The following is a 24,078-nucleotide window of genomic DNA, read 5'->3' on the forward strand; positions in this document are numbered from 1 at the left end:
GCCCTCGCCCACAACATTTTCTTTACCCTCACCCAACTAATCCTCGCTTGTCAGCGGTCCGCCAAAAGCTGGATACTGCGGCCTCCTCAATCCGCAGACACACGCTCAAGGACCGTTGCCCATGAAGCCCAAGGCGCTCCGCCTCATCACCACCGCTGCATTCGCCATGTTCACGCTGTGTGCGCTCTCGCCCGCGAGCCACGCTGCCAATCAGACAGCCAACGCCGCACCCGCCCAGATCAAGTCCACCGTTGACGCCGCCATCCAGCCCCTGATGGCGAAGTACCACATCGCCGGCATGGCGGTCGGTGTGATCGTGGCCGGCAAGCCCTACGTGTTCAACTATGGCGTGGCGTCGACGCAAACCGGCAAGCCGGTCACGCGTGATACGTTGTTCGAACTCGGCTCGGTCAGCAAGACGTTCACGGCGACACTCGCATCCTATGCACAGCTGGACGGAAAACTTTCGCTATCCGACAGCACGGACCAGTACCTGCCCACGCTGCGCGGCAGCCCTTTCGGCAAGGTCAGTCTGCTGAATCTCGGCACGCATACGCCTGGCGGCCTGCCGCTTCAGGTGCCGGACGAGATCCATAACGACGCGCAATTGCTCCAGTACTTCAAAGACTGGCAACCCGCGCACGCCCCCGGCACTTACCGCACCTACTCGAATCCCAGCATCGGCACGCTCGGGATGATTACCGCGAAGAGCATGGGGCAGGACTTCACCGCATTGATCGAGCAGCGCATGTTTCCCGCGCTCGGCATGAAGAACAGCTATATCAACGTTCCCGCCACGAAAATGCCAGACTACGCGCAGGGCTATACGAGAGACGGCGCGCCGATACGCCTGGCAGGCGGCGTGCTCTCCGCCGAAGCTTACGGCGTCAAGTCGACCGCCGCGGACGTTCTGCGCTTCGTGCAGGCGAACATGAACATGATCGCAATCGACGACAAGCTCCAGCACGCGATCACCGCGACGCATACCGGCTACTTCCAGGCCAGCGTGCTGACTCAGGATCTGATCTGGGAACAGTATCCGTACCCCGTCGCACTGAAGACATTGCGGGCTGGCAATAGCTCGGAGATCGCTCTCAACGCGACGCCTGCCACCGAAATCAAACCGCCGCTGCCACCACAACAGGACGTCTGGATCAACAAGACCGGTTCGACCAACGGCTTCGGCTCGTATGTCGCGTTCGTGCCGCAGCAGCGCGTGGGCATCGTGATCCTCGGCAACCGCAATTTTCCGATCGAGGCGCGTGTGAGCGCCGCCTATCGGATCCTCACGACGCTTTCGGCGGCATCGAGCATGAGCCTCGCGAAGTAGTCCGCGAAGCTGCGGCGCACGACGATGTCGAAACTGTCCGGGCCAGTGGGCAGCAAGATTATCGATGCCTTGAAATAGTGGCTCTGCGCGCACTGCCCCACGCCGAATAATCTCGGATGCAAATCAAGCGGACAGCCGCGCGCGAGCACCTCGCGCGTGTGCGTGCCGCTGATTTCGAGCACCGTATAGCCGCTGCCGACATCGACCGCTGATGCGAACACGCCCGCGAACGCCGCACCGAGCTTCGCTTGCAGCGGCGCGGCGCGCTTCGCGTCGTGCGCGGCGGCCGAACACGCGAGCCATTCGTCCGGCCCGAGCCACAGCATGTCGTAACCGTCGCCGCGCGCAACGGTGTTCGCTTTCTCCGGCGGCTGGCAGCCGGCCACGCTTTCGACCGCGCGCATGAATGCCGCGTCACGCGTATCGCCGCGCACGTTCACGAGTTCGAGAAACGGCCGCTCGCCGAGCCTGAATGCGGCGGACGCGCTCGCCTGATGCTGCCGGATCAACGCGTCCGCGCCGGCTAGCGGCGATTCATTCCACACATCTGTACGTCCGCCGCTCGCGCGGTCCGTGATCGACACCATTGCGCCTACTTCACTCCACATGCTGACGTGCTCCTTCGCTGTCGTAGAACATCGGACTCGCGATCTTCGCCGCAATCTGCTTACCGCTCTTGCCGTTCCCAAATACGACCGTGACCGTTTCGCCCATCCTGTCGAGGCCGCCCTTCACGACGGCCATCGCAATCGAGCGCTTCAGGATCGGGCTGAAATAGCTCGACGTGACGTGACCGAGCATCGGCGCGGTATCGCCCTCGAACGGGCCAGCGACGATCTGCGAGCCCTCGGGTATCACGAACGACGCATCGTCGCTCAATAGCCCGACCAGTTGCTTGCGCCCTGCCTTCGCCGTGTCCGAACGGCTCAGCGAACGCTTGCCGAGAAAGTCCTTCGACTTCGCGACGAGACCGCCCATGCCGATGTCGTATGGCGTCATCGAGCCGTCCGTATCCTGCCCGACGATGATGTAGCCCTTCTCCGCGCGCAGCACGTGCATCGTTTCAGTGCCGTACGGCGTGATATCGAACTCCGCGCCCGCGTCGATCAGCGCCTGCCACACCGCGCGCCCGACGTTCGCGGGCACGTTGACCTCATACGCGAGTTCGCCCGAGAAGCTGATGCGCATCACGCGCGCCGCCACGCCCGCGACGGTGCCTTCGCGATAGCTCATGAACGGAAACGCGGCATTTGCGAAGTCGATGTCGTCGCAAACTTTTTGCAGCACCTTGCGGCTCATCGGCCCGGCCACCGCGAACGTGGCCCAATGGTCCGTCACCGACGCGAGCCGCACGCGCATATCCGGCCATTCCGTCTGCAGCCAGCGTTCGAGCCACGTGAGCACGCGCGCCGCGCCGCCGGTCGTGGTCGACATCAGGTAGTGCTGCTCGGCGAGGCGCACGGTCACGCCGTCGTCGAAGATCATGCCGTTTTCGTCGAGCATCAGACCATAGCGGCATTTGCCGACTTCGAGCTTGCTCCACGGATTCGTATAGACCCAGTTCAGCAGCTTCGCGGCATCGGGGCCCTGAATGTCGATCTTGCCAAGCGTCGACGCGTCGAGTATGCCGACGCTCGTGCGCACCGCGAGCGATTCGCGCGCGAGCGCAGCCCGCATGTCCTCGCCCGCCTTCGGGTAATACCACGGACGTTTCCAGTTGCCGACGTCCTCGAATAACGCGCCGTTTTCGACATGCCACTCGTGCAGCGCGGTCTTGCGCACCGGGTCGAGAAATTCGCCGAGTTCGCGGCCCGCGAACGTGCCGAACGAAACCGGCGTGTAGTTCGGCCGGAACGTGGTCGTGCCGGTCTCGGCAATCGTCTTGCCGAGCGCCTGCGCGAGAATCGCCATGCCGTTGATGTTGCCGAGCTTGCCCTGGTCAGTGCCGAAGCCCATCGCGGTGTAGCGCTTCACGTGCTCGACCGATTCGAAGCCTTCGCGCGCGGCAAGGAAAATATCCGCCGCCGACACGTCGTTCTGGAAATCGACGAACTGCTTCGGCCCGCGCGTCGCCATTTCGCGTCCGCCGACGAGCCATAGCGGCAGCATCTTCGCCTCGGCCAGTTCTCTCACCCGCAGCGGATACGGCCGCGCGACGGTATATCCGGTCGCGCGCGCCGCTTCGACACCCGCATCGACGGCGCAGCGTAAGCCGTGACCCAGTGAGAAGTCACCCGCGCACGCGCCGACGCTCGCCTCCGCCTGCATGCTGTTTCCCGGCACGAAGCAGGCCTTGTCTGCGTGCCACTGCGCCTTGCCGCCCGACTGCGCAAACAGATGCAGCACCGGGCTCCAGCCGCCCGACATCGCGAGCAGGTCGCACGGCAGCTCGCGCTGCCGCGCGCCGGTTTGCCCGTTCGCGTACGGCGCTATCTCCACCGACGCGACGCGCAGCTTGCCGTGCGCCGCCGTCACGACCGCGCCGCGCATCACTTCGATACCGCCGCGCCGCGCAAGCGTGGGCAACGTGCCCGTCGATTCACCCTCGCGCGGATCGATCACGCGCACCTGGGCGCCGGCCGCCTTCAGGTCGAGCGCGCATTGATAGCCGTCGTCGTTGTTCGTGAACACGACCGCGTTGCGGCCGGGCAGCACCGCATAGCGATGCAGATAGGTCGACACCGCCGACGCGAGCATCACGCCAGGCAGGTCGTTGTTGCCGAACACGATCGGCCGCTCGTGAGCGCCCGTGGCGAGAATCACGCGTTTCGCGCGAATCTTCCAGAGCAGTTCGCGCGTGCCTTTGCGCTGCGAGAGAGGCACATGATCGCTGAGGCGCTGCGTGACCGTGACGAGATTGTGGTCCTGATAGCCGAACGCGGTGCTGCGGCTCAGGATCTTCACGTCGGGCCTCAGGCGCAGTTCGTCCTCGATTTTGCGCACCCATTGCAGCGCGGGCTTGCCATCGATTTCCGCGCGGCACGACAGCAACGAGCCGCCGAGTTCGGGCTGATCGTCGACGAGCATCACGCGCGCGCCGGACAATGCCGCCGCATGCGCAGCCGCGAGCCCGCCCGGACCGCCGCCGACCACCAGCACGTCGCAATGCGCGAAGCACTTGTCGTAGCGGTCCGCATCGCGCTGTTGCGGCGCGGTGCCGAGACCGGCCGCGTCGCGAATCGCTTCCTCGTATTTCGGCCACCATTTGCGCGGCCACATGAAAGTCTTGTAGTAGAAGCCCGCCGGAATGAAGCGCGCGATCTTCTGATTGATCGCCAAGCGATCTTTCTCGATGCTCGGCTTCGCGTTCACGCTCGTCGCAACGAGCCCCTGATACAGCTCGATTTCCGTGGCTCGCGCGTTCGGCACCGTGTACGCGCCGGTTTCGAGCTGCACGACCGCATTCGGCTCTTCGACACCCGCGGTGACGATGCCGCGCGGCCGGTGATATTTCCAGCTGCGCGCAACGAAATGCACACCGTTCGCGAGCAACGCGGACGCGAGCGTATCGCCCTGATAGCCCTGATATTCGACGCCGTTGAACGTGAAGTTCAGCGCAACTGCACGATCGATGCGGCCACCGTTCGGGAGCCGGTTTTTCTGGCTCATGATGGTTTGCCCTCTTCGTTGCCGGCGTTGCCGGGAGTGTGACTATCCAGCGAGGGCAACGGACGCTCGAACGTCTCGTACCCGAGGAACGCGTAGCTCACGGTGTCGCGCTGCGCCTTGAACCAGCGGCGGCACCCTTGCGCATGCAGCCACTGCTCGCGATGCACGCCGCGCAGGTTCTTGCGCATGAACAGGTAGTCGCCCCATTCCTTGTCGGTGATCCTGTCGGCGTCGTACGGGCGCGCGATATCCGCTTCGCCGCCGCAGGAAAATTCGGTTTCGGCGCGCGGACCGCACCACGGGCATTCGATCAACAACATGAGAGGCTCCTTTGTCGCTTTGTCGCTTTGTCGTTTAGCGCGCAGCATCAGTGAGCGACGGCGGCCGCGCCGTGCTCGTCGATCAGATGGCCGGTATAGAAACGCTCGAGCGAAAACGGCGCGTTCAGCGGATGCGGTTCGTCCCTCGCGATCGTGTACGCGTAGACCCAGCCGGAGCCGGGCGTCGCCTTGAAACCACCCGTGCCCCAGCCGCAGTTGAAATAAAGTCCCTTCACATCGGTCTTGCTGATGATCGGGCACGCGTCCGGCGATACGTCGACGATGCCGCCCCACTGCCGGTTCATCCGCACGCGGGAAAACACCGGGAACATTTCGACGATCGCCGCGAGCGTGCCTTCGATGATCTGGAAGCTGCCGCGCTGTCCGAACCCGGTGTACTGATCGATGCCCGCACCGATCACGAGATCGCCCTTGTCGGACTGGCTGATATACGCGTGCACCGCATTCGACATCACGACCGTATTGACGACCGGCTTGATCGGCTCCGAGACGAGCGCCTGCAACGGATGGCTCTCGAGCGGCAGGCGCACGCCGGCCATGTCGGCGAGTGTCGACGTATTGCCCGCCGCGACCACCGCGACTTTCTTCGCGCGGATAAAACCCCTCGTCGTATCGACGCCGCTCACCTGGCCGCCGTCGCGGCGAATGCCGACGACCTGGCAGTTCTGCACGATATCGACGCCCGCCTGGTCCGCGCCGCGCGCGAAGCCCCAGGCCACCGCGTCGTGCCGCGCGACGCCGCCGCGCCGCTGGATCGACGCGCCGAGCACCGGATAGCGGCTATGCAGATTGATCGCCGGCTCGATCTCCTTGATCTGCGCGGGCGTAAGGAATTCGGCATCGACACCGTTCAGGCGGTTCGCGTTCACGCGGCGCTGCGTGTCGCGCACTTCCTGCAGCGTATGCGCGAGATTGATGACGCCACGCTGGCTGAACATCACGTTGTAGTTCAGATCCTGCGCGAGCCCTTCCCACAGCTTCATCGCTTTTTCGTAGAGCGCGGCCGATTCGTCCCACAAATAATTCGAGCGCACGATGGTCGTATTGCGCGCGGTATTGCCGCCGCCGATCCAGCCCTTCTCGAGCACCGCGACATTGCGCACGCCGTGCTCTTTCGCGAGGTAATACGCGGTCGCGAGACCATGTCCGCCACCGCCGACGATCACGACGTCGTATTCGCTCTTGGGCGCGGGGCTTTTCCACTGCCGCTCCCAGTTCTCGTGATACGACATCCCGTTGCGCAGCAGGCTGAATATCGAATAGCGGCTCATCGTGTGTCCCAGGCGGTGTTGTGGTTCGCGCGCCGCGGCGCTCCGATCGGGCTGTCGCGGCGGCGTGCCGATATTGCACCGTACCGCAAGCGGGATCGATAGAATAAAAACGGCATCGCAATGGGATGGCTGCGTCAAGCGGGCTCTGGAACGGACTATGGTTGTGCGCTGCGCGTCGCGTGCAGTGCCACGATGTAGCGCCGCGGTGCGGTGTCGCAGTCGGTGTATTTTCAGGCGGACACCGCAATTCTGGCCACCGGTCCGCCGGGTCCGCGGTGCTATGCTTGCTGCCACCGCTTTAACTTACGTTTTCTTTTCCGTTTCCATTTCCATTCCCTTTCGCCGACCCGCCGCGCGCATGAACCCCGCAGAGCCGCATCCCCTGCAATCGCCCGACAGCCCCTCGAAGCAGCGCATCCGCTTCGGCATCATCCTGCTGCCGAACTTCACGCTGACGGCGTTCTCGGGTTTCGTCGATTTACTGCGCCTGTCCGCCGACGAAGGCGATTTCAGCAAGCCCGTGCGCTGCTCGTGGAGCGTGATCGGGGAAACCCTCGCGCCGGTGCGTGCGAGTTGCGGCATCGAAATCGCGCCGTGGGAAACCTTCGAGTGCGCCGAGCCGTTCGACTACATCGTCGTGGTCGGCGGGCTGCTGCACGCGGGGCCGGCCGCGAGCGAGACGACGCTCGCGTTCATCCGCCGCGCCGCCGCGAGCGAGGCAACGCTCGTCGGCATCTGCACCGGCGTGTTCTCGCTGATGCGCGCGGGCGTGCTCGGCGGCCACCGCATCTGCGTGAGCTGGTTTCATTACTGGGATTTCATCGAGCGCTTTCCATCGGTGAATGAAGAAGCGCTCGTCGCCGACCGCATGTTCGTGATCGACCGGCGGCGCATCACCTGCTCGGGCGGCCGCGCGTCGATCGACGTGGCCGCCGCGATCCTGCTGCGTCACTTCGAAACCGCGACGGTGCAAAAGGCGCTGCGCATCCTGCTCGTCGACGAGCTGCACAAGGACGACGCGCCGCAGCCGCATCCGCCGGGTCTCGCTCCGGCCACGCATCCGAAGATCAAGCGCGCGATTCTGTTGATGGAGCAGCACGTGGGACGCCCGTTGCCGCTCGATCTGTCGCCGCGTCAGCTCGAGCGGCTCTTCAAGGCGCAGACCGGCAAGGCGCCGCAGGCTTACGCAAAGCAGGTGCGTCTGCGCACAGCCGCATGGCTGCTGACGAGTTCGGACAAGACCGTCGCCGATATCGCATCGAGTTGCGGCTTTTCCGACGCATCGCATCTGGGCCGCGAATTCCGCAAGCAGTTCGGCCTGCCGCCGATCATGTATCGCGAGCAGCGCGGCACGGTGGCAGCGCAAGCGCGGCATGAACTGATTTACGACGAAACGTTTCCGGGGCGGGCGCGGGCCATTTGAGCATGCGCATCCGGCGCGAACCTGCTTCGCGTGTTCAGGAAATCGATACGCCCAGCAGCCGCCCGACGCCGAACGTAAACGCCGCCGCGATCAGGCCGATGACGATCTGGCGCAACGCGGAAAAGCCCGCGCTGCGTCCGTTGAACAACGACGTAAACACGCCGATCGACGCGAGCGCAAGCATGCTCAGCACGACGCACTGCACGATCGCGCTGACGCCGTGAGTCCAGAGAAACGGCATCACCGGAAAAATCGCGCCGGCCGAGAAAAGACAGAACGACACCCCCGCCGCCGACCACGGATTGCCGCCCAACTCCGCCGGGTCGAGTCCGAGTTCTTCCCGCGTGAGCGTGTCGAGCGCCTTGTCCTTGTCGCGCATCATCTGCGAGGCCACGCGTTTTGCCTCATTGGCGTCGAGCCCTTTCGCGCGGTAGATCAGCGCAAGCTCGTGCTCCTCCGCTTCGGGCTGCTCGTCGATCTCTTCGGCCTCCTTCGCGATCTGCGTGCTTGCGAGTTCACGCGCATTCGTGACCGACAGCCATTCGCCGAGCGCCATCGAGCATGCACCCGCGATGAGCCCGGCAAGCCCCGTCAGCAGGATCGCCTTGTTGCCGGTGCCCGCGCCCGCCACGCCCATGATCAGGCAGAAGTTCGACACGAGACCGTCGTTCGCGCCGAGAACGGCCGCGCGCAGATCATTGCCCGACGCGGCGCCCTTGTGCCACGACTCCGCCGCGGCGATGCGCGCGCCCGGCGGCAGATGCGCATCGCCGTCGCGCGCGAGCGCCTGCACCACGGCCGCGTGATGACGCTCATCGGCCGACATGCGCCCCGCGTCCTGTTGGCCCTGATATTTGTTGCGGTCGGCGTACTCGGCGGCGGCGAGCGTGGGCAGCACGAAGTCCGCGCCGAACAGGCGCACGAGCCCCTTCATGAGACGCGTTTTTAGCGCACGGCCTTCGCCCTTCGGCTCGACGCCGTTCGCCCTGAGTTTGTCGGCCCAGGTCTGCGCGTGACTGTGCTCGGACTGGGCGAGATCGTGATAGACCTGCTTGCGGGTCTCGTCCTTTTCGACATTCGCGAGCGTCTCGTAGAGAGCGGCACTGTGGAGTTCGTCGGAGAGATTCGCCTTGTAGCGCTTCACTTCATGCTTTGTTGCCATGATCTTGTGCCCGGCGGGCTGCGTTGCTGACGGCAAAGCGTAACCGATTCAGGCCTCCGGATCGGAAAGGCCCTAAAGCATGGGATGAGCGAGAAACGCTACCGTTCGCATCCTCATTCGAGCGGCAATGCGAAGACAGTGGAGGATGCGGTTCGCGGGTTCAACGCGAATATCGCGTGATATGCGTGGTATGCGTGAAATGCGTGGTGTGATATGACGGATGAGCGAAGAGATTGATAACACCCGGCGCCCCTGGGTCAGGACGAGCGCGCCGGGCGGTCTATCTTGGCGCTACTGACTCGCGCCCGCGCCGACCCCGGCCTTCTTCTCGGCCTGCTGAAGCTTGTTCGGATAATTCGGATCGTTTTGCGACGGTTGGTAGCCCGCGTCTTCGAGCTTCTTCAGCTCGGCGTTCTTCTTCGCGCGAGCCTGTTTGCGGGCCGCCTTGCGCTCGGCCTTGGTCGGCTTCGCGGTGCTCGTGTCCGGCTGAGCGGTGGCGTCGTTCTGCGCGACTGCAAGTGGAATGTTGCCGGCCAGCAGTGCGGCGACCGAGATTCCAAGCATGATCCGTTTAATGGCGAAGCTCTTCATAACTGATATCCCCTCTGGAGAGTTGGCAATAGTGCTGAAGCCCATCTGCGAATCGTGGTTCACCAAGCCGGATTGCGCTTTTTCACGCACCCGCTAACTCCAGCTTACAGGCAAATCGCAGATTGTGGGATTGGAAGCGTTGATGGCGAGGGGCGTTGCTATATCGATCCAGGTGTTTTCCCTAGCGGGGTCTGTATATTTGTTACATCACCCCAACCCCTATTTTTTTAGCATGGGCGCGTTGGCTGGAGTATTGTTTAAGCGCGCCGGAAACGCCGCAGCGACATCCCTATACAAGACAGGCGGTTCCCAGAGTCAAGACCTGCTCGAAAGCGCACCGTTCTTTTCAGATGCAACGAAGCGACATCAACTCCTCGAGGATGGTGAAAACGTGAAAACAGTCAACCTTTTGAAAGCGCTTGGTATTGCATTGTGTGTGGCAACCGCATCCAGCGCCTATGCCCAGGCGAGCGACGCCATGGCCCCCGCCAACAACGCGGCGGCGCCGGCCACGAATGCCAAAGCGACGCGTCAGGCGGATCGCAAGCTGGGCCGCGAAGTACGGCGCGCGCTCGCGAGAACGCCGGGCTTCAATGTGTCGAACGTGTTCGTGCGGGCGCGCGGCGGCGCGGTCACACTGACCGGATCGGTGCCCCAAGGCGGACAGATCCAGCAGGCGGCCGACGTAGCGAAAGGCGTTCCCGGCGTGACGTCGGTGGCTAACCGCATCACGCTCGGCGTGCGCTCCGGCGGCGGCGGTGGAAACGGCGGTGGGGGTTGAGCGCCAGGCAACGGTTTTCGTCATTCGAACCGTTCTGTTCAAGCGTCCTTTGATCAACTGACGGCGGTTAGCGTTGCGAGCCTCGCGGCACGCGGCGCCGACCGCCGTCCTGCTATCTGTGACGCTCAGCGCCGCACCAGCCCGACGACATAACGGCACACCTCATCGCCGGCATTGAAGAACTCGCACTCGACCGGCGCACCAAGCTGCAGACAATCCCCCGCTTCGAGCCGGTACGTCTGCGAGCCCTCGCGGAAAGTCAGTACTCCTTGCATCACCCAGATCTGCTGATGCTGAAACACGAAGGCATCCGACGGATAAGGCACCTTCACACCCGGCGGCAGTTCGATCTCGAGCAATTCGAGCACGCCACCCGTGGGCGGCGAAACGCGCCGGCGCGTATAGCCGGTTTCCGGATCCTGCCAGAGCGCCTGATCGGCATGGCGCACGAGCCGCTCGCCGGTCTGCTCGGCGAGCGCGAGCAAGGTCGACAACGTTAGCCCGAACGCGCCCGACAGCCGCCCGAGCACAGTCGCCGTGGGACTCGCCTCGCCGCGCTCGATCTTGCTGATCATCGCCTTCGACACGCCGGAGCGCTCCGCCAGTTCGCTCAACGACCAGTTGCGCGCCTCGCGCTCGGTCTTCACGCGCGCGGAAATCGCCTGGGTCAGATCGATGGCGGAGGATTCGGACATGGTTAGGTCATCGCAACAAAGTGAGTTCCGCCAGATTATATCGATGCGTTGGCGCCGCCAGCCGCCGTTCATGCGCATCGTGCGTGAATGGGCGATGGACCAGCGGGTCTCGAGGGGATCGTCTCAGAAAACGGATCGCAAAGTACGCTAAGCATGAGCGGAGGCCGGCAGCCAGCGGTAAAGCGTCGGAATGGACACGCCGAGGTTTTTGGCCACGTCCTTGGGCGGCACGCCACTGGCCAACAGCTTTTTGGCTGACTCGATTTTGCTGTCGGTCATCTTGGGCTTGCGTCCGCCCTTGCGGCCGAGTTGTCGGGCGACCTCGAGCCCGGCGCGGGTGCGCTCGACGGTCAGCTCGCGCTCCATCTCGGCCAGGCTGGCCATAACGTGAAAGAAGAACCTGCCCGACCGTGTACCGGTGTCGATAGCGTCGGTGAGGCTCTTGAACTGGGCACCCAGCTTATGCAACTCGCTGACCAGATCGATCAGTTGCTTGACGCTACGGCCCAGCCGATCCAGTTTCCAGACGACCAGGGTGTCTCCCTCGCGCAGTAATTCAAGGGCACAGGCCAAGCCGGGACGATCGGCACGCGTGCCGCTCACCTTGTCCTCGAAGACGTTCTGACATCCAGCGTTGGCCAGGGCTTTGCGTTGCAATTCGAGGTTTGGGTCTTGCGCCGAGACACGGGCATAGCCGATCAACATGATTTGAATCCAGTGTTCCACACCACCTCGAGGTTGATGTCGAAGTAGCCGTGGGCGATGCGATTGCGCATGCCGCGCATGCTGCGCCAAGGCACCTCGGGATGCGCGTGAGTGAAGTCGGCGTAGCCATCCATCACCTTCGTGGCCGCTTCACCGATGATGATGAGGCTCATGATGACGGCTTGCTGAGTACGCTTGTCCTCGAGGAAGCCGTTTTGCCCCATGTTTTCCACGAAGCTGACCGCATCCGTCGCAGCCTGCTGCATGTGGCCGAGGTAGTCGGACAAGCGGCTCTCGCTCATACCGGCTGTGCCTCCGCGAGCACCTTGGCCCTGAACTTCGGCGGCAGATCCGCCGGAGTCAGCAGATCGACATGGACACCAAGCAGTAATTCCAGTTCGTCTTGCAGACCGCCCAGGTCGAACAGCGTGGCACCCGGCAGTGCATCGACCAGCAGATCGAGATCGCTGCCGTCCTGGTCGGTGCCATGCAGCACCGAGCCGAAGACGCGCGGATTCGCGATACGGAAGCGGCCTGCCGCTTCGCGCACCGCGCTTCGTTTCATGTCAAGCGCAACGGACGGTCGCATGGTCACCCTTCCTTATCGAAACTCATTGAGATGGTATGTAATCAAGAATGGGGTTTCAAGAACTATTTTCGAGAATTGCAATGCCTTGATTCCCCCTTGCCGCGCCGAACCAGCCCGATGCACAGTCCAGCCCGACTCCCACCAGCAAGCCAGCAACCCCATCCGCCAACAATGTCTTGCATAGTAATTTTTCGTCCACTATATTGAACGAATGGACACGGCAAGGTCTTTCGACCCATCGTCCGAATCCCGTTCGCAACGAGACTGAACCACCGCTCGAACTCGCCCATCCCAGCCGGAACACACCATGCCGAAGGAAATCGTTCTCAACGCATTTGACATGAACTGCGTAGGCCACATCCAGCAAGGCCTATGGACCCATCCGCGCGACCAGTCCGCGCGCTACACGGACCTGCAGTACTGGACCGACTATGCGCGCAAGCTCGAAGCGGGCCTGTTCGACGGCATCTTTTTCGCCGACGTGGTGGGCGTCTACGACGTCTACGGCGGCAACCCCGATGCGGCGATCCGCGGCGCCGTGCAGGTGCCTGTCAACGATCCGACGCTGCTGATTCCGGCGATGGCCGCTGTCACGCGGCATCTGTCGTTCGGCGTCACGTCGAATCTGTCGGTCGAGCAGCCGTATCTGTTCGCGCGGCGCATGTCGACGCTCGATCATCTGACGCGCGGCCGGGTCGGCTGGAACATCGTGACCGGCTATCTGGACAGCGCCTCGCGCGCGATCGGCCTCACCGGCCAGATGGCGCACGACGACCGCTACGACCTCGCCGACGAATACATGGAGCTCGTCTACAAGCTGTGGGAGTGCAGCTGGGAAGACGGCGCGGTGCTGCGCGACAAGGCGCGCGGCGTCTATGCGGACGCGTCGAAAGTCCACGTGATCCATCACCACGGCAAGCAGTACCGCGTCGACGCGATGCATCTCGCCGAACCGTCGCCGCAACGCACGCCGGTGCTCTACCAGGCCGGCTCCTCCGCGCGCGGCAAGCAGTTCGCGGCGGCACACGCGGAATGCGTGTTCGTGAACGGCCAGGCGAAGCCCGCGGTCAAGGCGATCGTCGACGACATCCGCGCGCACGCGGTCGCGGGCGGCCGCCGCGCCGACGACATCAAGGTGCTGCTCGGCCAGACCGTGATTACCGGCCGCACCGATCGCGAGGCCGAGGACAAGTACGAGGAGTACCGGCGTTACGTGAGTTCGGAGGCCGCGCTCGTGCATGCGGCGGCGTCGCTTGGCATCGACTTCGCGCGCTACGACCTCGACGAGCCGATCGAAACCGGCAAGAGCCAGGCGATCGTGTCGAACGTCGAAGCGATGACACGCGCCGCCGGTCCGCAATGGACCAAACGCAAGCTGCTCGAACAGATGGTGCTCGGCAGCCGTCAGCAGCCGCTCGTCGGTTCGGCCGAAAAAATCGCGAACGAGCTGATCGCATGGACCGAGGAAACCGGCGTGGACGGTTTCAATCTGTCGCGCACCGTCGTGCCCGAATGCTTCGACGATTTCATCGAACTGGTCGTGCCGCTGCTGCAGGAACGCGGCGCGTACAAGCGCGCGTATCGCGACGGCACGTTGCGTGAAAAGCTGTTCGGTCATGCTCGTCTGCCGGAAAACCACACGGCGGCGCGCTTCCGCTCGCCGGCCTGCGCGGCGGCGCCGATTGACGATGCGCGAGGCTAACGCCGCGACGCAGGTTTTCGGCGCTTTCGATTCGTGCCGCTGGCGTCATGCGAGCCATGCGCATGATGCGCGCGGCTTGCAGCGCCCGCATCGCTCGTATCACCCGCATTACTCGTATCACTCGTATCACGATCCGGCGGCGGCAGGACTTTTCAGAAGAGGCACCTATGGTTGACAAGAACACGTTTCGCGACGCCATGGCCGGTCTTGGCGCGGCCGTCAACATCATCACGAGCGACGGCGCGGCGGGTCTCGCGGGCTGCACCGCGTCGGCCGTCTGCGGCGTGACCGACGAGCCGCCTACCCTGCTCGTCTGCATCAACCGCAGCAGCCGCAACAACGCGGCATTCCGCGAGAACGGCAAGCTGTGCGTGAACGTGCTGAGCGCGGAACAGCAGGCGCTCGCGGCGCACTTCGCAACGAGCGCGCTCGCGATCGATGAACGCTTCGCCGCCGCGCAATGGGACAGCCTCGCGACCGGCGCGCCGGTGCTGCGCAACGCGCTCGCCTCGCTCGACTGCGAGATCGAATCAGTTACCGAAGTCGGCACGCACACGGTGTTCTTCTGCGCGGTGAAGGCCGCGCGCACGCAGACCGAGGGCGATGCGTTGATCTACTACGGCCGCCGCTATCATCGTGTCGGCGAGCGTTCGGTGCATGCGTCGCAGGCGGTGGCGGCGAGTGTGTGCGCAGCGAGGTCGGCATGCTGATTCATTTGCCGCAGCGCGGGCAAGTCAGGTTGCTCGCCGCGGCGATCGACACGCCAGCCCATGCGTTCGTTGCAGAACCTGCACAATCGGCACAATCGGCACAATCGGCACGCCAAATATTTCGCACTGCTTCAGTTCTGGCTGAATAGACGCGGCGATTGCAGCCGCTGCCTCATCAGGCGCGCACCACACCGGTCAGCGGCCGCGCCGCCATCGTTCGTCCGAACAGCGCGGCCGCGGTACGCTCCGGGTCGAGCCCGAGACTTTCACCGGCCGCGCCCGCAATCAGCGCATCGAGCGACGCGGTCGGCTTCAGATCGCGCGCCTCGTACAACTGATGCGGCGCGAGCCCCGGCCAGTCCGCGATCACGCGGCCACCCCGTACCGAACCGCCCAGCAGCATCGCGACCGACCCGGTGCCGTGATCGGTGCCACCCGTGCCGTTCGCGGCGGCGGTCCTGCCGAATTCGGTCGCGACGAGCACCGTGGTCTTGCTCCACGACGCGCCCATACCGTCGCGCAACGCGGCGAGCATCGTGTCGAGCGCCTTCAACTGATTCGCGAGGCGCGCGTTCTGCGCGCTGTGCGTGTCCCAGCCGCCGGTTTCGATCATCGCGATGCGCGGACCGTCGTCGCGCGACAGAAAACTCGCCGCGAGCTTGCCGAGGCTCGCCGGGTCCTGACGCGCGCCCGCGTCGCCGGCGAGACCGCGCGCGGCCATCGCCGATTCCCAAAGCGGGCGCAACTGCGCGTCCTGTTCGTAGAGTTGCGAGACGCGCGCGAGCAGATCGTCGGGCGCCTGCGGCAAGGCCGACGGCGCATAGGACGTGACCGCCGCCGGGCCGCGCAGTGCCATCGGCACGGTCGGCGCGAACGCGATCGCGGTTTCGCGCGTAGCCGGCAATTGCGCGGCGAGCCGGTTGAGCCAACCGTCCTTCATCTGATACGGCGACGTACCGCCGGTCTCGAGCACGTTCTGTCCGTCGAAGTGCGAGCGGTCGCGATACGGCGAAGCCACCGCGTGCACGAACAGCGCCTCGCGGTCCGCATACATCTTCGCGATCTGCGCGAGCGACGGATGCAGCGCGAACGTGCCGTTCAGACGCGGCGCATTCGACGTGTCGATCGCGAGCGCGCCGCGCAACGTCGCATAAGCCGGTTCCGCGTACGGCACGACGATGTTCAGACCATCGGCCGCGCCGCGCTGGATCACGAACACGAAGCGGCGATCGGTCGCGACGTGCGCGAACACAATGCACGGCGAGACGAGCATCGCGCCGGCACCGGCGGCGGCGACGCCGAGAAATTGACGGCGTGACAGCATGGCGTTCATCTCCGTTGAAAATCGGGCGACACGAGCAACAGCGCGATCGCCGTCGATGCGCTTTCCGCGCGCGACACGGCGCTCGCCGTCGGCTCGCTGAGCGAGCCCGCGAGCAGCGTGTGACCGAGCGTGCGCGCATCGAGCCGGTCGCCGACACGCGCCGCGAAACGTTGCGCGACTTCGACGCGGCGCACGAGCGCATCGGGCGCGGCCCAGCTCGCGGCGATATCGTCGTAGCCCGCGGGCGAACCCGGGCGCCACACGGGCTGGCCGAGCTGCGTGAAAATCGGCGCGCTCTGCAGATTGCCGAGGTCTTGCCAGCCGAGTCCGCGCATCGACGAAATGGTCCACTCCCACGGCGTCTTGAACTTCACCGCCTGCGGCGCCCAGGCCTCCGGCATGTCGATCAGCGCGCGATAAACGGTCGGCAGATCACCGCCGCTGCGCTCGAACGCGGCGGCGAGACGCTCGCTCACGCCGGGCGGCGGATTATCGGCGACGAAATGACGGGCGAGCTTCGTGCCGACATGCTGCGCGGTGGCCGGCGAATTCGCGAGATCGATCAGGATCGCGAGTGCCTGCTGCTCGCCGGGCTCGTCGTAGCGGCGTCCCATGATCGTGCGCGCGCCGGGCTCGTGCAGCGCCGGACGAAACACGAAGCTGCCGGGCTCGGCGTCCTGCCCGGGTGCGCGGCGACCGGCATTGGCAATAGCATTGGCATTGGCATTGGCATTGGCATTGCTCACTGCATTCGCGCCCGCGCGGGCCGGATTGCCGGCGAGGGTCCAGCCGGTCAGCGCGCGGGCGAATTCGGTCACGTCGTCCTGGCTATAGCCGCTGCGCACGCCGAGCGTATGCAGCTCCATGATCTCGCGCGCGAGATTCTCGTTGAGCCCGCGTTTGTTTTCCGGGTTGCGTTGCGCGGCGCGCAGCGCGGCCATGCTGTCCGGTCCGACCGAGCGGGTCTGGTCGAGAAACAGTTGCATCGCCGGGTGACGCTCGACGGCCACCAGCATGTCCTCGAAACGGCCGAGCACGTGCGGGCGGATCGCTTCCGCTTCGAACGAACCGGCGAGTACGGCGACGCCGGGCTTTTCCGTCGACACCGCGAAGTGGTTCGCCCAGAAATGCACGAGCCGCTCGACGAAAGGCGTCGAGGTGGTCAGTGCGCTCGCGACGCGCGCATTCACCGATGATCGGTACAGACCGAGTATTTCGGCGCGCAGCGCCTTGCGTTCGGCTTGCTTCGCAGTGGGGTCGCTGCTCTGGGCTTCGCTCTGGCTCGCGGCCGGGTTCGTGGCCGCGCGGTTGGCTGCGTTGTTGCCTGCAAAATTGCCGGTGTTATCGGCTGCCGGGTTGCCTGCGTGACTGGCGATAGTGGTCCCCTCGCCCGCGTTGCGCTTCACCTGCTGATTGATCTGCATGCGCAGTTGCATGAGTTCCGTCGACAACGCCACCGAATCGGGCTGGCTCGCCCACGCAGCCGGCCGCGGCTGATACTGCTCGAACTGCGCGATTAGCCAGCCTTTCGGATCGGCGGGCGGCGCGTCGTCAGCGCGCGCGCCGAGACCGAAGCGGTTCAGTGCGACCGCCGCCGCATTCAGGTTCGGTGAGTAGGTCATGCGATCCTCGTCGGCGTTGGATACCTCTGCATGTCCGTTAAACGATCGAAGCGTTGCAATCCGTCGCGGCAATCCACGTTTTTTTCAGTCGTCCGATGCCGCGTCGGCCGGCGCCGCATTGGCCGGAACACTCGCCGGCGCATTCGTCTGACTCTTGTCGTTTGCCCGGTTCTTCGCGTTCGGTACAGGCTGCGCTTCGCGCCACTGTCCGCGCAGCTTGAGGCTGTCGGCAAACTCGACCCGTTCTTCGGGCGAGAGCGTCGCCGCAAAATCCGCGACGCTCGCCTCCACCAGCGCACGTAGGCTGCTGTCTGCCGCGCGCGTGCGCGCGAGCGCGGCATCGAGCGCCGCGCGATCGAACTGCGGCGCCGCCAGCAGACGCAACACCTCGCGACGTCCCTCACGGCCCTCGCGCGCATACTGCCGCCCTTCGCGGCGCGCGTTTTTCAGACCTTCGATAAAGGCCTGCTGCCGCTCGGCCGGCAACGGTTCGGCGGCAAAGCGCAGCGCGCGCTGTTGTGCCACCGCCGGCTGGCCTGCGCCATGCGCCGCGAACCATTGATACGCGCCGCCCGCAATCGCGCCGAGCAGGAACACGTTGAGCATGACCGAGCCCAGCAGCGCAAATTTCCACGACCGTCCGTTCATTCGCCGCTCCAATCGGCGGCCGTGCCACCGAAGCTCGAAGTCAGATAAGAAGATTCATGAATGACCGGCGCGTTTTCGGTCAGCACGAAGAACGACACCGCGAATGCGCCGGCCACGCCGCCGAGCAGCCCGACGCCGGCGACCGCCGCGCCGGACCACCACCAGCGCCCGCGCGCGAGCGGCCGGCGCACCGGCGCGCGCTCGACGATGCGCCGCTGCAGATCGGGACTGGGCGGCTCGACCTCGTCGGCGGCGAGCCACGCGTCGATACCGGCCGCGTCCGTAAGCGCGGCGTCGGTTTCGGCACGATGCGACTGCGCCCACGCCTGCGCCGCCGCGCGTTCGTGCGGCGGCCAGCGGCGCGCATCGGCGCCGTACGCCGCAACGATCTGATGAAATCTTTCGGGCGTCATTAGTTGTCCTTAGTAAGGCCGCTGCCGGCCAGTTGAGCGCGCAGATTGCGGCGCGCACGGGCCAGCAGACTTTCCAGCGCATCGACGCTGACGCCCATCAGGGCCGCTGCGTCGATGTTCGACATCTCCTGGTAATAGGTCAGCACGAGCGCCTCGCGCTGGCGTGCCGGCAATGCGGCGAGCGCCGCGCGAACCCGCGCGTGTTCGGCGCGCACTTCGAGCCGGGCCTCGGGCGGCGCGGCGGGATCGGCCGTGTCGGGCAACTCGTCGCACGGGTCTTCGCGCTGGCCGCGCAGACGGTCGTAGCAAAGATTGAGCGCGACGCGATGCATCCACGTGTCGAATTTCGCTTCGCCCTCACGCCAGCGCGCCGCCTGTTTCCAGATTCGCACGAACACCTCCTGCGCGACATCCTCCGCCTCCATGCGATCGCCGAGCATGCGCGTGGCGAGCGCGAGCAGCCGCGGCAGCTTGCGCGCGACGAGCGAGCGAACCGCGCCGGGTTCCTCGCGGCCGACCTGCGCGACCAGCTCGGCATCGGGATCGTGTGGGGCTTCGCTCAAGGCGAGGGGCTCCATCGCGACCTGACGCGTACCTGCGTGGACCGTCTCACGGGATGAAGGTCATTCACTTGCCGCCGCTCCTTGTACCGCCAACCCGATCAATATACGACGACCGCCGGCCGGTAATAGGCCGGCCGCGCCGGGTACACCACACAGCCGGCGAGCGAGACGGCCAGCAGAATCATCACGAGCGTTTTCATCGCAAACCTGGTTCGGTGACTGAATGAGGCTTCGCGTCGGCAAACGCGCAGCACGTTGTTCGAATACGCGGCACACGCGTCACTCATGCGCGGCTCAGGCCCAATGCCCTTCGACCCAGCGCCAGCTTGGACCGCGCTGCGCCCAATGCCCGGGCACCCAGTGATAGCCGACGCGAACCGGCTGCCAGTGCCCCGGCGCCCACACGTAACGGCCGTGCGCCCAGCGCCAGCGGCCCTGATCCCACACATAGCCCGCACGCGGCGCGGGTACGACTTCGACGCGCGGTGGCGGCGGCGCCATGGGCGCGATGATCACTTCGGCGAAGGCGGGCGCGGCCGTCAACGTGGCGGCGCAGCACAACGCGGCGGCGAGCGTGGCATTCATCAGACGGACCGTCCGGTTCGAGGTCATGTCGGTATCTCCCTGAGAGGCCGGGGCCAGGAACGGCCCCGTTTTCTCTTTAACGCAGCAGCGGCAGAAATCCGTCGCGTGAGCCGCTGAGGTATTCTTGGTGGCTTCCTGACCTTTATTCCTACCTGCCCAATGGCCGATTTTCCCTTCGATGCCGTGCTCTTCGACTGCGACGGCGTGCTTGTCGACTCCGAACCCATCACGAACCGCGTGCTCACCGAGATGCTCGGCGAGCTGGGCTGGCACCTGAGTGTCGAAGAGACGATGCGCATTTTCGTCGGCAAGACCGTCAGAGACGAAGCCCCGCTGATCGAGGCGCGCACCGGCTTCGCGATCACCGCCGACTGGCTCAAGCAGTTTCGCGCGCGGCGCAACGCGGCGCTCGATAACGAGTTACAGGCGATCGACGGCGCGCCCGCCGCAGTGCGCGCGCTGCATCGGACGCTCGACGGACGCATTGCGGTCGCATCGGGTGCGGACCGCGTCAAGGTCGAATTGCAGCTCGCAAAGGCCGGCATTCTCGACTGCTTTGCGGGGCGCATCTACAGCGGTCACGAAACGCCGCGCAGCAAGCCGTTTCCTGATGTCTATCTCGCCGCGGCCGCGGGGCTTGGCGTGGATCCGAAACGCTGTGCGGTGATCGAGGACACGGTGACGGGCGCCACCGCGGGTGTCGCGGCTGGCGCGACTGTGTTTGGTTATTGCCCGGTGGAGCTTGGGCACAGCAGCGCGACCGCGTTGCATGGTGCGGGGGCGGTGCACGTATTCCGGGAGATGGCCGAGTTGCCCGCATTGCTCGCAGGATGGGTCACGCGCTGATCGCGCCGACGTGTTGGCGGTTGAACGACACCGGCCTGCCGCAAGTTGGCCGACGGCGATCAGTTTGCGGGTGCGCAGATGCAGTCGATCAACGCTCGAACCGGCACGGGCGTTGAATTGCGCCGCATGGCATGTTGCGTGCAGCTGGAACGCCCGAGCGCAAAGCATTGGCGCGCTCGATACCCAGCCAACGTTGCCGGAGATTCATCATGACCACCTTGACCCTCACCGACCTGTCGCGCTGCGACGAACTCGACCACGCCGTTGCACAGTCCATGCGCGGCGGCAGCTCGTGCTTCACGCGCGAAAGCTCGCCGTCATGCCAGGGTAGCAAGCCGCCGGTTTGCTACCCGCCGCACTACAACCCCTGCCCGCCGGTGCACTTCGGCTGCGGGCCGGTCTACACCCCGGTCTGCCATCCGCAGCCTGGCCACATCGTGCCGCTGTAGAGCGACGCCTCGCGCCGCTTCGCTGAACGGCGCAATCTGGCATGCGGCCAGGGTTGGTGTGACCTGGCTGCATCGCGCATTTCATGCGTTTATTCGAAAGCCGGATCGATCGGTACACGATATCCGACCGCGAACCGGGTCGTTTCGTTCGCCATTCCAACGACTGCGAGCAATTCACCGAACATCTCGTCGGTCATGTCGACGTCTTGCCGCGGCCGTATGGCTCGCGACGCAGCCACAGTTGTTCGTCACGCTGATCGTGACATATAGCAGTTCCTTCATCAGTAGATCGAGCGCGTCGGGAGCCATCACGTCCTTCTGACTCCCACCTGCGAGCGAGCGTCGGAGGATGCTCCGCGATGTACCTCCAGAAGTTGTTCACGTCGTCGACTTGGTGGGGCGCTTTGATGTCGTCGTAGACGGCTTTGACTTCGGGTCGCGCTTCGATGCGGGCGCAGCATGTGCGCCCGCATCGAAGCGCATACGCACCGATTCCAGTTCCGTGGGCAGACGCGGCGAACGCGGCTTGCGGCGCGGCAAATCGACGAAGCCTAGTCGGTGATAAAGCGCTGCCGCACGCGAATTGCTCACGAGCACGTCAAGCACTATCTCGCGGTCTGCCGTCTCAAGGCCGTGCTGGTGTGCGACCTCACTGCGGATTGCATGTTTGAACAACGCGGAAAAAACGCCCGTGCCGCGCGCTTCGGCTAGCGTCGCACAATGCGCAACAAGCGTCTGCGCGCGCTTTGGCTTCGGCAGCTCGGTTTCGAGCACGAGGCCGCGCAACAGCATCGGTACCGCGCGCAGCGGGCCAAAGTAGCGCAGCAGCGTCCAGACGACGTGCGGGTCGTCACTCAGTATGCGGCGGCCGTCGTGGGCCGCGAGAACGGCTACGATCCGGCCACGCGCATCGACGGCAACTTCGTGGCGCCGCCACGAAAAGCGTCCGCCAGAGAGCGCAAACGCGTGCTCCAGAAACGCAATGCATTGATGAGCCGGTACACCGATAAAAAACTCGAACTCGTGCTCGCCCGAGGCGAACACGAGCGGTGCGCACGCAGTCGCATCACTCGCACGCGCCGGGCGAAACGACAAGCAGGGAGATGCGGTCGCAAGTTCCTGCGCCGTGTCCGGTTTCGTATTTGCGGAGACGGAATTCATCGTCATGCTCGATATCCTGATTCGATGGCAGCGACTTTGCGCCACGGCAACCGTAGTAATATGGGATTTTCGCCTGCCTACACGCGCTTATGCGCCTGTCTCTCCTGCCACGACCAGTAGATCACCATCCCGAAGCCGACGCACACGGTCACGTCCAGTGGAATGAGGAAGTAATTCCCGTGTTGAAACCCCACCCAAACCGCTAGTGCCGAATAGAGGAACGTGAAAATCTCGCCCGCGAGCAACACGGAGTTGATACGCGGCACGATGGCGCGATAGCCGTCCTTGCCCTTCGGCGTGCGGTGAAAATCGCCGTGCACGCCAAGCAATGCGCGCACACCGCCGACGAAGTAATACCAAGCCATCGGCAGGAACATCGCGATATATCGGTAGGTATCCCACAGTGCTTTCAGGGCATTCGGCTTGCTATTGAATCGCGCTCCCCTGCGTGCGGCAAATGCGTTTTCCATACCCCAAAGCGCAACGAGGCTGAAGAATGCGAGCGCCCCCCACTGCATGCCCACGCTGTCGAAATGCACGAGGTACATGAGCGGCAAACTCAGCAATATCAGCACATAAATCGACGCAAGCAGCACCGAGGAAAACATTACGGAAATCGCATGCATGCGCTTCATCAACGGCATACGCTGCAGCAGCATCTGCTTGAGGTGCTTGAAGGCGCTATGAATCAGGCCACGCCCCCAACGCTCGCGCTGAATGCGATATGCGCTGATGGTCTCGGGCAGCACCGACATCGACACCACGTCGCGCAAATAAGCGTACTTCCAGTCGCCGAATTGTGCGCGGTAGCCGAGGTCGACATCTTCTGTCACCGTCGATGCATTCCAGCCACCCAGCGCATCAACGCACACCTTGCGCCATACGCACGAACTGCCGCTAAGCGATGCCATGTCGCCATCTTCGCTCAGGCCGACCGTCACGTATTGTTGATGGCCCATCTCCATCGCCTGGAAGCGCGTGAGAAATGACACGTCGCGATTTTCGTAACCGATGCCCGTTTGCAGAAATCCCAGTTTGGGATCTCTGAAACAAGGAACGGTCTTCAGTAGAAAGTTGTCGGGTGGCACGAAATCCGCATCGAAAATTGCGAAGAATTCTCCACGCGACTGCTGAATGCCGTTGACCAGATTGCCGGCCTTGTAGCCCTTGCGGTCGCGCCGCCTGAGCAGACGAATATCGAAATCCTGCGCAGCGTAATGCTCGACTTTCCGGCGCGCGAGTTCGGTGGTGCCGTCCGACGAATCGTCCAGCACCAGAATTTCGAGCAATTGCGACGGATAACGCAGGCGACAAGCGGCGTCGATCAACCGCTCCACCACCTCGGATTCGTTGTAGATGGGCAGCAGTACGCTCACTGACGGCCAGCGCTCGATGTCGGCTTCGTCCGCCGAATGCGCGAGCTCGGTCAGTTTGCGTCGCTCCACTTTTCGCGAAATCAGAAAGACCCGCAGTTCAAGGAGCACGTACAGCGCGAAGTAGACGACTACAACGAGGAATATTGCCTGGCAAAACCAGGACAGCAACGTTGGCATAGCGA

General features: G+C 64.4%; 24 protein-coding genes and 2 pseudogenes. 7 read left to right on the forward strand and 19 right to left on the reverse strand.

The features are described from left to right. Positions 1-121 precede the first annotated feature (121 nt). Positions 122-1,330: a class C beta-lactamase gene (ampC, locus tag B9Z01_RS23325; RefSeq protein WP_085487389.1), complete on the forward strand. Its 1,209-nt coding sequence runs from the start codon at positions 122-124 to the stop codon at positions 1,328-1,330. Here ampC and B9Z01_RS23330 read toward each other — a convergent pair. From B9Z01_RS23330 to B9Z01_RS23345, 4 genes are read right to left on the reverse strand one after another with little or no spacing between them, the layout of a single operon-like run. Continuing rightward, positions 1,276-1,938 (reverse strand): sarcosine oxidase subunit gamma, encoded by a 663-nt coding sequence (locus B9Z01_RS23330; RefSeq protein WP_085487391.1) that lies wholly within the window; start codon positions 1,936-1,938, stop codon positions 1,276-1,278. The two genes, ampC and B9Z01_RS23330, sit on opposite strands and share 55 nt — an antisense overlap. Then, positions 1,928-4,939 carry a sarcosine oxidase subunit alpha family protein gene (locus B9Z01_RS23335; RefSeq protein WP_085487393.1) on the reverse strand — a complete coding sequence of 1,004 codons (3,012 nt, stop codon included), beginning with the start codon at positions 4,937-4,939 and terminating at the stop codon, positions 1,928-1,930. The genes B9Z01_RS23330 and B9Z01_RS23335 overlap by 11 nt, the downstream gene beginning before the upstream one ends. Continuing rightward, the gene (locus tag B9Z01_RS23340; protein ID WP_085487395.1) at positions 4,936-5,259 is read right to left on the reverse strand and encodes a sarcosine oxidase subunit delta; all 324 of its coding nucleotides are present in this window, start codon (positions 5,257-5,259) and stop codon (positions 4,936-4,938) included. Before B9Z01_RS23340 ends, B9Z01_RS23335 begins: the two co-directional genes overlap by 4 nt. 47 nt (positions 5,260-5,306) lie before the next feature. Beyond that, complete coding sequence (locus tag B9Z01_RS23345; RefSeq protein ID WP_085487397.1) at positions 5,307-6,551, reverse strand: sarcosine oxidase subunit beta family protein; 1,245 nt, start codon at positions 6,549-6,551, stop codon at positions 5,307-5,309. A 358-nt stretch (positions 6,552-6,909) separates the two neighbouring features. Here B9Z01_RS23345 and B9Z01_RS23350 point away from each other — a divergent pair, with 358 nt between their 5' ends. Next, entirely contained in the window at positions 6,910-7,974 is a 1,065-nt protein-coding gene (locus B9Z01_RS23350; RefSeq protein ID WP_085487399.1) for a GlxA family transcriptional regulator, read from the forward strand. 34 nt (positions 7,975-8,008) lie between these two features. On the opposite strand, the gene B9Z01_RS23355 is transcribed toward B9Z01_RS23350, so the two are convergent. Further along, on the reverse strand, positions 8,009-9,136 hold the full coding sequence (locus tag B9Z01_RS23355) for a VIT1/CCC1 transporter family protein (protein ID WP_085487401.1): 1,128 nt from the start codon (positions 9,134-9,136) through the stop codon (positions 8,009-8,011). A 291-nt stretch (positions 9,137-9,427) separates the two neighbouring features. After that, positions 9,428-9,727, reverse strand: a complete 300-nt coding sequence (locus B9Z01_RS23360; protein ID WP_208626150.1) for a DUF4148 domain-containing protein — start codon at positions 9,725-9,727, stop codon at positions 9,428-9,430. A 391-nt stretch (positions 9,728-10,118) separates the two neighbouring features. On the opposite strand from B9Z01_RS23360, the gene B9Z01_RS23365 reads away from it, so the two are divergent. After that, a complete protein-coding gene (locus tag B9Z01_RS23365) occupies positions 10,119-10,508 on the forward strand; it encodes a BON domain-containing protein (protein ID WP_085487405.1) in 390 nt (129 codons plus the stop codon). Between the two features lie 125 nt (positions 10,509-10,633). On the opposite strand, the gene B9Z01_RS23370 is transcribed toward B9Z01_RS23365, so the two are convergent. The 4 genes from B9Z01_RS23370 to B9Z01_RS23385 all read right to left on the reverse strand — a co-directional run bounded on the left by B9Z01_RS23370 (position 10,634) and on the right by B9Z01_RS23385 (position 12,497). Continuing rightward, the gene (locus tag B9Z01_RS23370) at positions 10,634-11,203 is read right to left on the reverse strand and encodes a helix-turn-helix domain-containing protein (RefSeq protein WP_085487407.1); all 570 of its coding nucleotides are present in this window, start codon (positions 11,201-11,203) and stop codon (positions 10,634-10,636) included. A 147-nt stretch (positions 11,204-11,350) separates the two neighbouring features. After that, on the reverse strand, positions 11,351-11,908 hold the full coding sequence (locus B9Z01_RS23375; protein WP_085487409.1) for a recombinase family protein: 558 nt from the start codon (positions 11,906-11,908) through the stop codon (positions 11,351-11,353). Beyond that, entirely contained in the window at positions 11,902-12,195 is a 294-nt protein-coding gene (locus tag B9Z01_RS23380; protein ID WP_476704044.1) for a HepT-like ribonuclease domain-containing protein, read from the reverse strand. The genes B9Z01_RS23375 and B9Z01_RS23380 overlap by 7 nt, the downstream gene beginning before the upstream one ends. Positions 12,196-12,206: 11 nt before the next feature. Further along, a complete protein-coding gene (locus B9Z01_RS23385; protein ID WP_085487413.1) occupies positions 12,207-12,497 on the reverse strand; it encodes a nucleotidyltransferase family protein in 291 nt (96 codons plus the stop codon). A gap of 307 nt (positions 12,498-12,804) precedes the next feature. Between B9Z01_RS23385 and B9Z01_RS23390 the strand changes: the two genes are divergently transcribed. Continuing rightward, on the forward strand, positions 12,805-14,199 hold the full coding sequence (locus tag B9Z01_RS23390) for an LLM class flavin-dependent oxidoreductase (RefSeq protein WP_085487415.1): 1,395 nt from the start codon (positions 12,805-12,807) through the stop codon (positions 14,197-14,199). 167 nt (positions 14,200-14,366) lie between these two features. After that, positions 14,367-14,909, forward strand: coding sequence for a flavin reductase (locus B9Z01_RS23400; RefSeq protein WP_085487419.1), 543 nt, complete (start codon positions 14,367-14,369; stop codon positions 14,907-14,909). Positions 14,910-15,084: 175 nt separating this feature from the next. Here the strand turns inward: B9Z01_RS23400 and B9Z01_RS23405 are convergent, their stop codons facing one another. The 6 genes and pseudogenes from B9Z01_RS23405 to B9Z01_RS23430 all read right to left on the reverse strand — a co-directional run bounded on the left by B9Z01_RS23405 (position 15,085) and on the right by B9Z01_RS23430 (position 20,091). After that, positions 15,085-16,233, reverse strand: coding sequence for a DUF1501 domain-containing protein (locus tag B9Z01_RS23405; protein ID WP_085487527.1), 1,149 nt, complete (start codon positions 16,231-16,233; stop codon positions 15,085-15,087). Between the two features lie 5 nt (positions 16,234-16,238). Continuing rightward, a complete protein-coding gene (locus B9Z01_RS23410; protein ID WP_085487421.1) occupies positions 16,239-17,855 on the reverse strand; it encodes a DUF1800 domain-containing protein in 1,617 nt (538 codons plus the stop codon). Positions 17,856-17,939: 84 nt separating this feature from the next. Next, positions 17,940-18,503: a periplasmic heavy metal sensor gene (locus B9Z01_RS23415; RefSeq protein WP_085487423.1), complete on the reverse strand. Its 564-nt coding sequence runs from the start codon at positions 18,501-18,503 to the stop codon at positions 17,940-17,942. Continuing rightward, a complete protein-coding gene (locus tag B9Z01_RS23420) occupies positions 18,500-18,916 on the reverse strand; it encodes a hypothetical protein (protein WP_085487425.1) in 417 nt (138 codons plus the stop codon). Before B9Z01_RS23420 ends, B9Z01_RS23415 begins: the two co-directional genes overlap by 4 nt. Then, a pseudogene (locus B9Z01_RS23425) lies at positions 18,916-19,497 on the reverse strand (RNA polymerase sigma factor); the annotation flags it as partial. The pseudogene B9Z01_RS23425 and the gene B9Z01_RS23420, both read right to left, overlap by 1 nt. Before the next feature lie 276 nt (positions 19,498-19,773). After that, complete coding sequence (locus tag B9Z01_RS23430; protein ID WP_085487429.1) at positions 19,774-20,091, reverse strand: YXWGXW repeat-containing protein; 318 nt, start codon at positions 20,089-20,091, stop codon at positions 19,774-19,776. A gap of 132 nt (positions 20,092-20,223) precedes the next feature. Here B9Z01_RS23430 and B9Z01_RS23435 point away from each other — a divergent pair, with 132 nt between their 5' ends. Then, positions 20,224-20,910 carry an HAD family hydrolase gene (locus tag B9Z01_RS23435; protein WP_085487431.1) on the forward strand — a complete coding sequence of 229 codons (687 nt, stop codon included), beginning with the start codon at positions 20,224-20,226 and terminating at the stop codon, positions 20,908-20,910. Positions 20,911-21,119: 209 nt separating this feature from the next. Beyond that, positions 21,120-21,359, forward strand: coding sequence for a hypothetical protein (locus B9Z01_RS23440; RefSeq protein ID WP_085487433.1), 240 nt, complete (start codon positions 21,120-21,122; stop codon positions 21,357-21,359). Between the two features lie 89 nt (positions 21,360-21,448). Here the strand turns inward: B9Z01_RS23440 and B9Z01_RS23445 are convergent. From B9Z01_RS23445 to B9Z01_RS23455, 3 genes and pseudogenes are all read right to left on the reverse strand, one after another. After that, positions 21,449-21,807: pseudogene (locus tag B9Z01_RS23445) on the reverse strand (carboxymuconolactone decarboxylase family protein). Then, complete coding sequence (locus tag B9Z01_RS23450; protein ID WP_420814715.1) at positions 21,738-22,520, reverse strand: GNAT family N-acetyltransferase; 783 nt, start codon at positions 22,518-22,520, stop codon at positions 21,738-21,740. Before B9Z01_RS23450 ends, B9Z01_RS23445 begins: the two are co-directional and overlap by 70 nt. A gap of 77 nt (positions 22,521-22,597) precedes the next feature. Next, a complete protein-coding gene (locus B9Z01_RS23455; RefSeq protein WP_085487435.1) occupies positions 22,598-24,073 on the reverse strand; it encodes a glycosyltransferase in 1,476 nt (491 codons plus the stop codon). Positions 24,074-24,078: the final 5 nt, after the last annotated feature.

Source organism: Paraburkholderia susongensis, from assembly GCF_900177725.1.
Lineage (GTDB): Bacteria > Pseudomonadota > Gammaproteobacteria > Burkholderiales > Burkholderiaceae > Paraburkholderia > Paraburkholderia susongensis.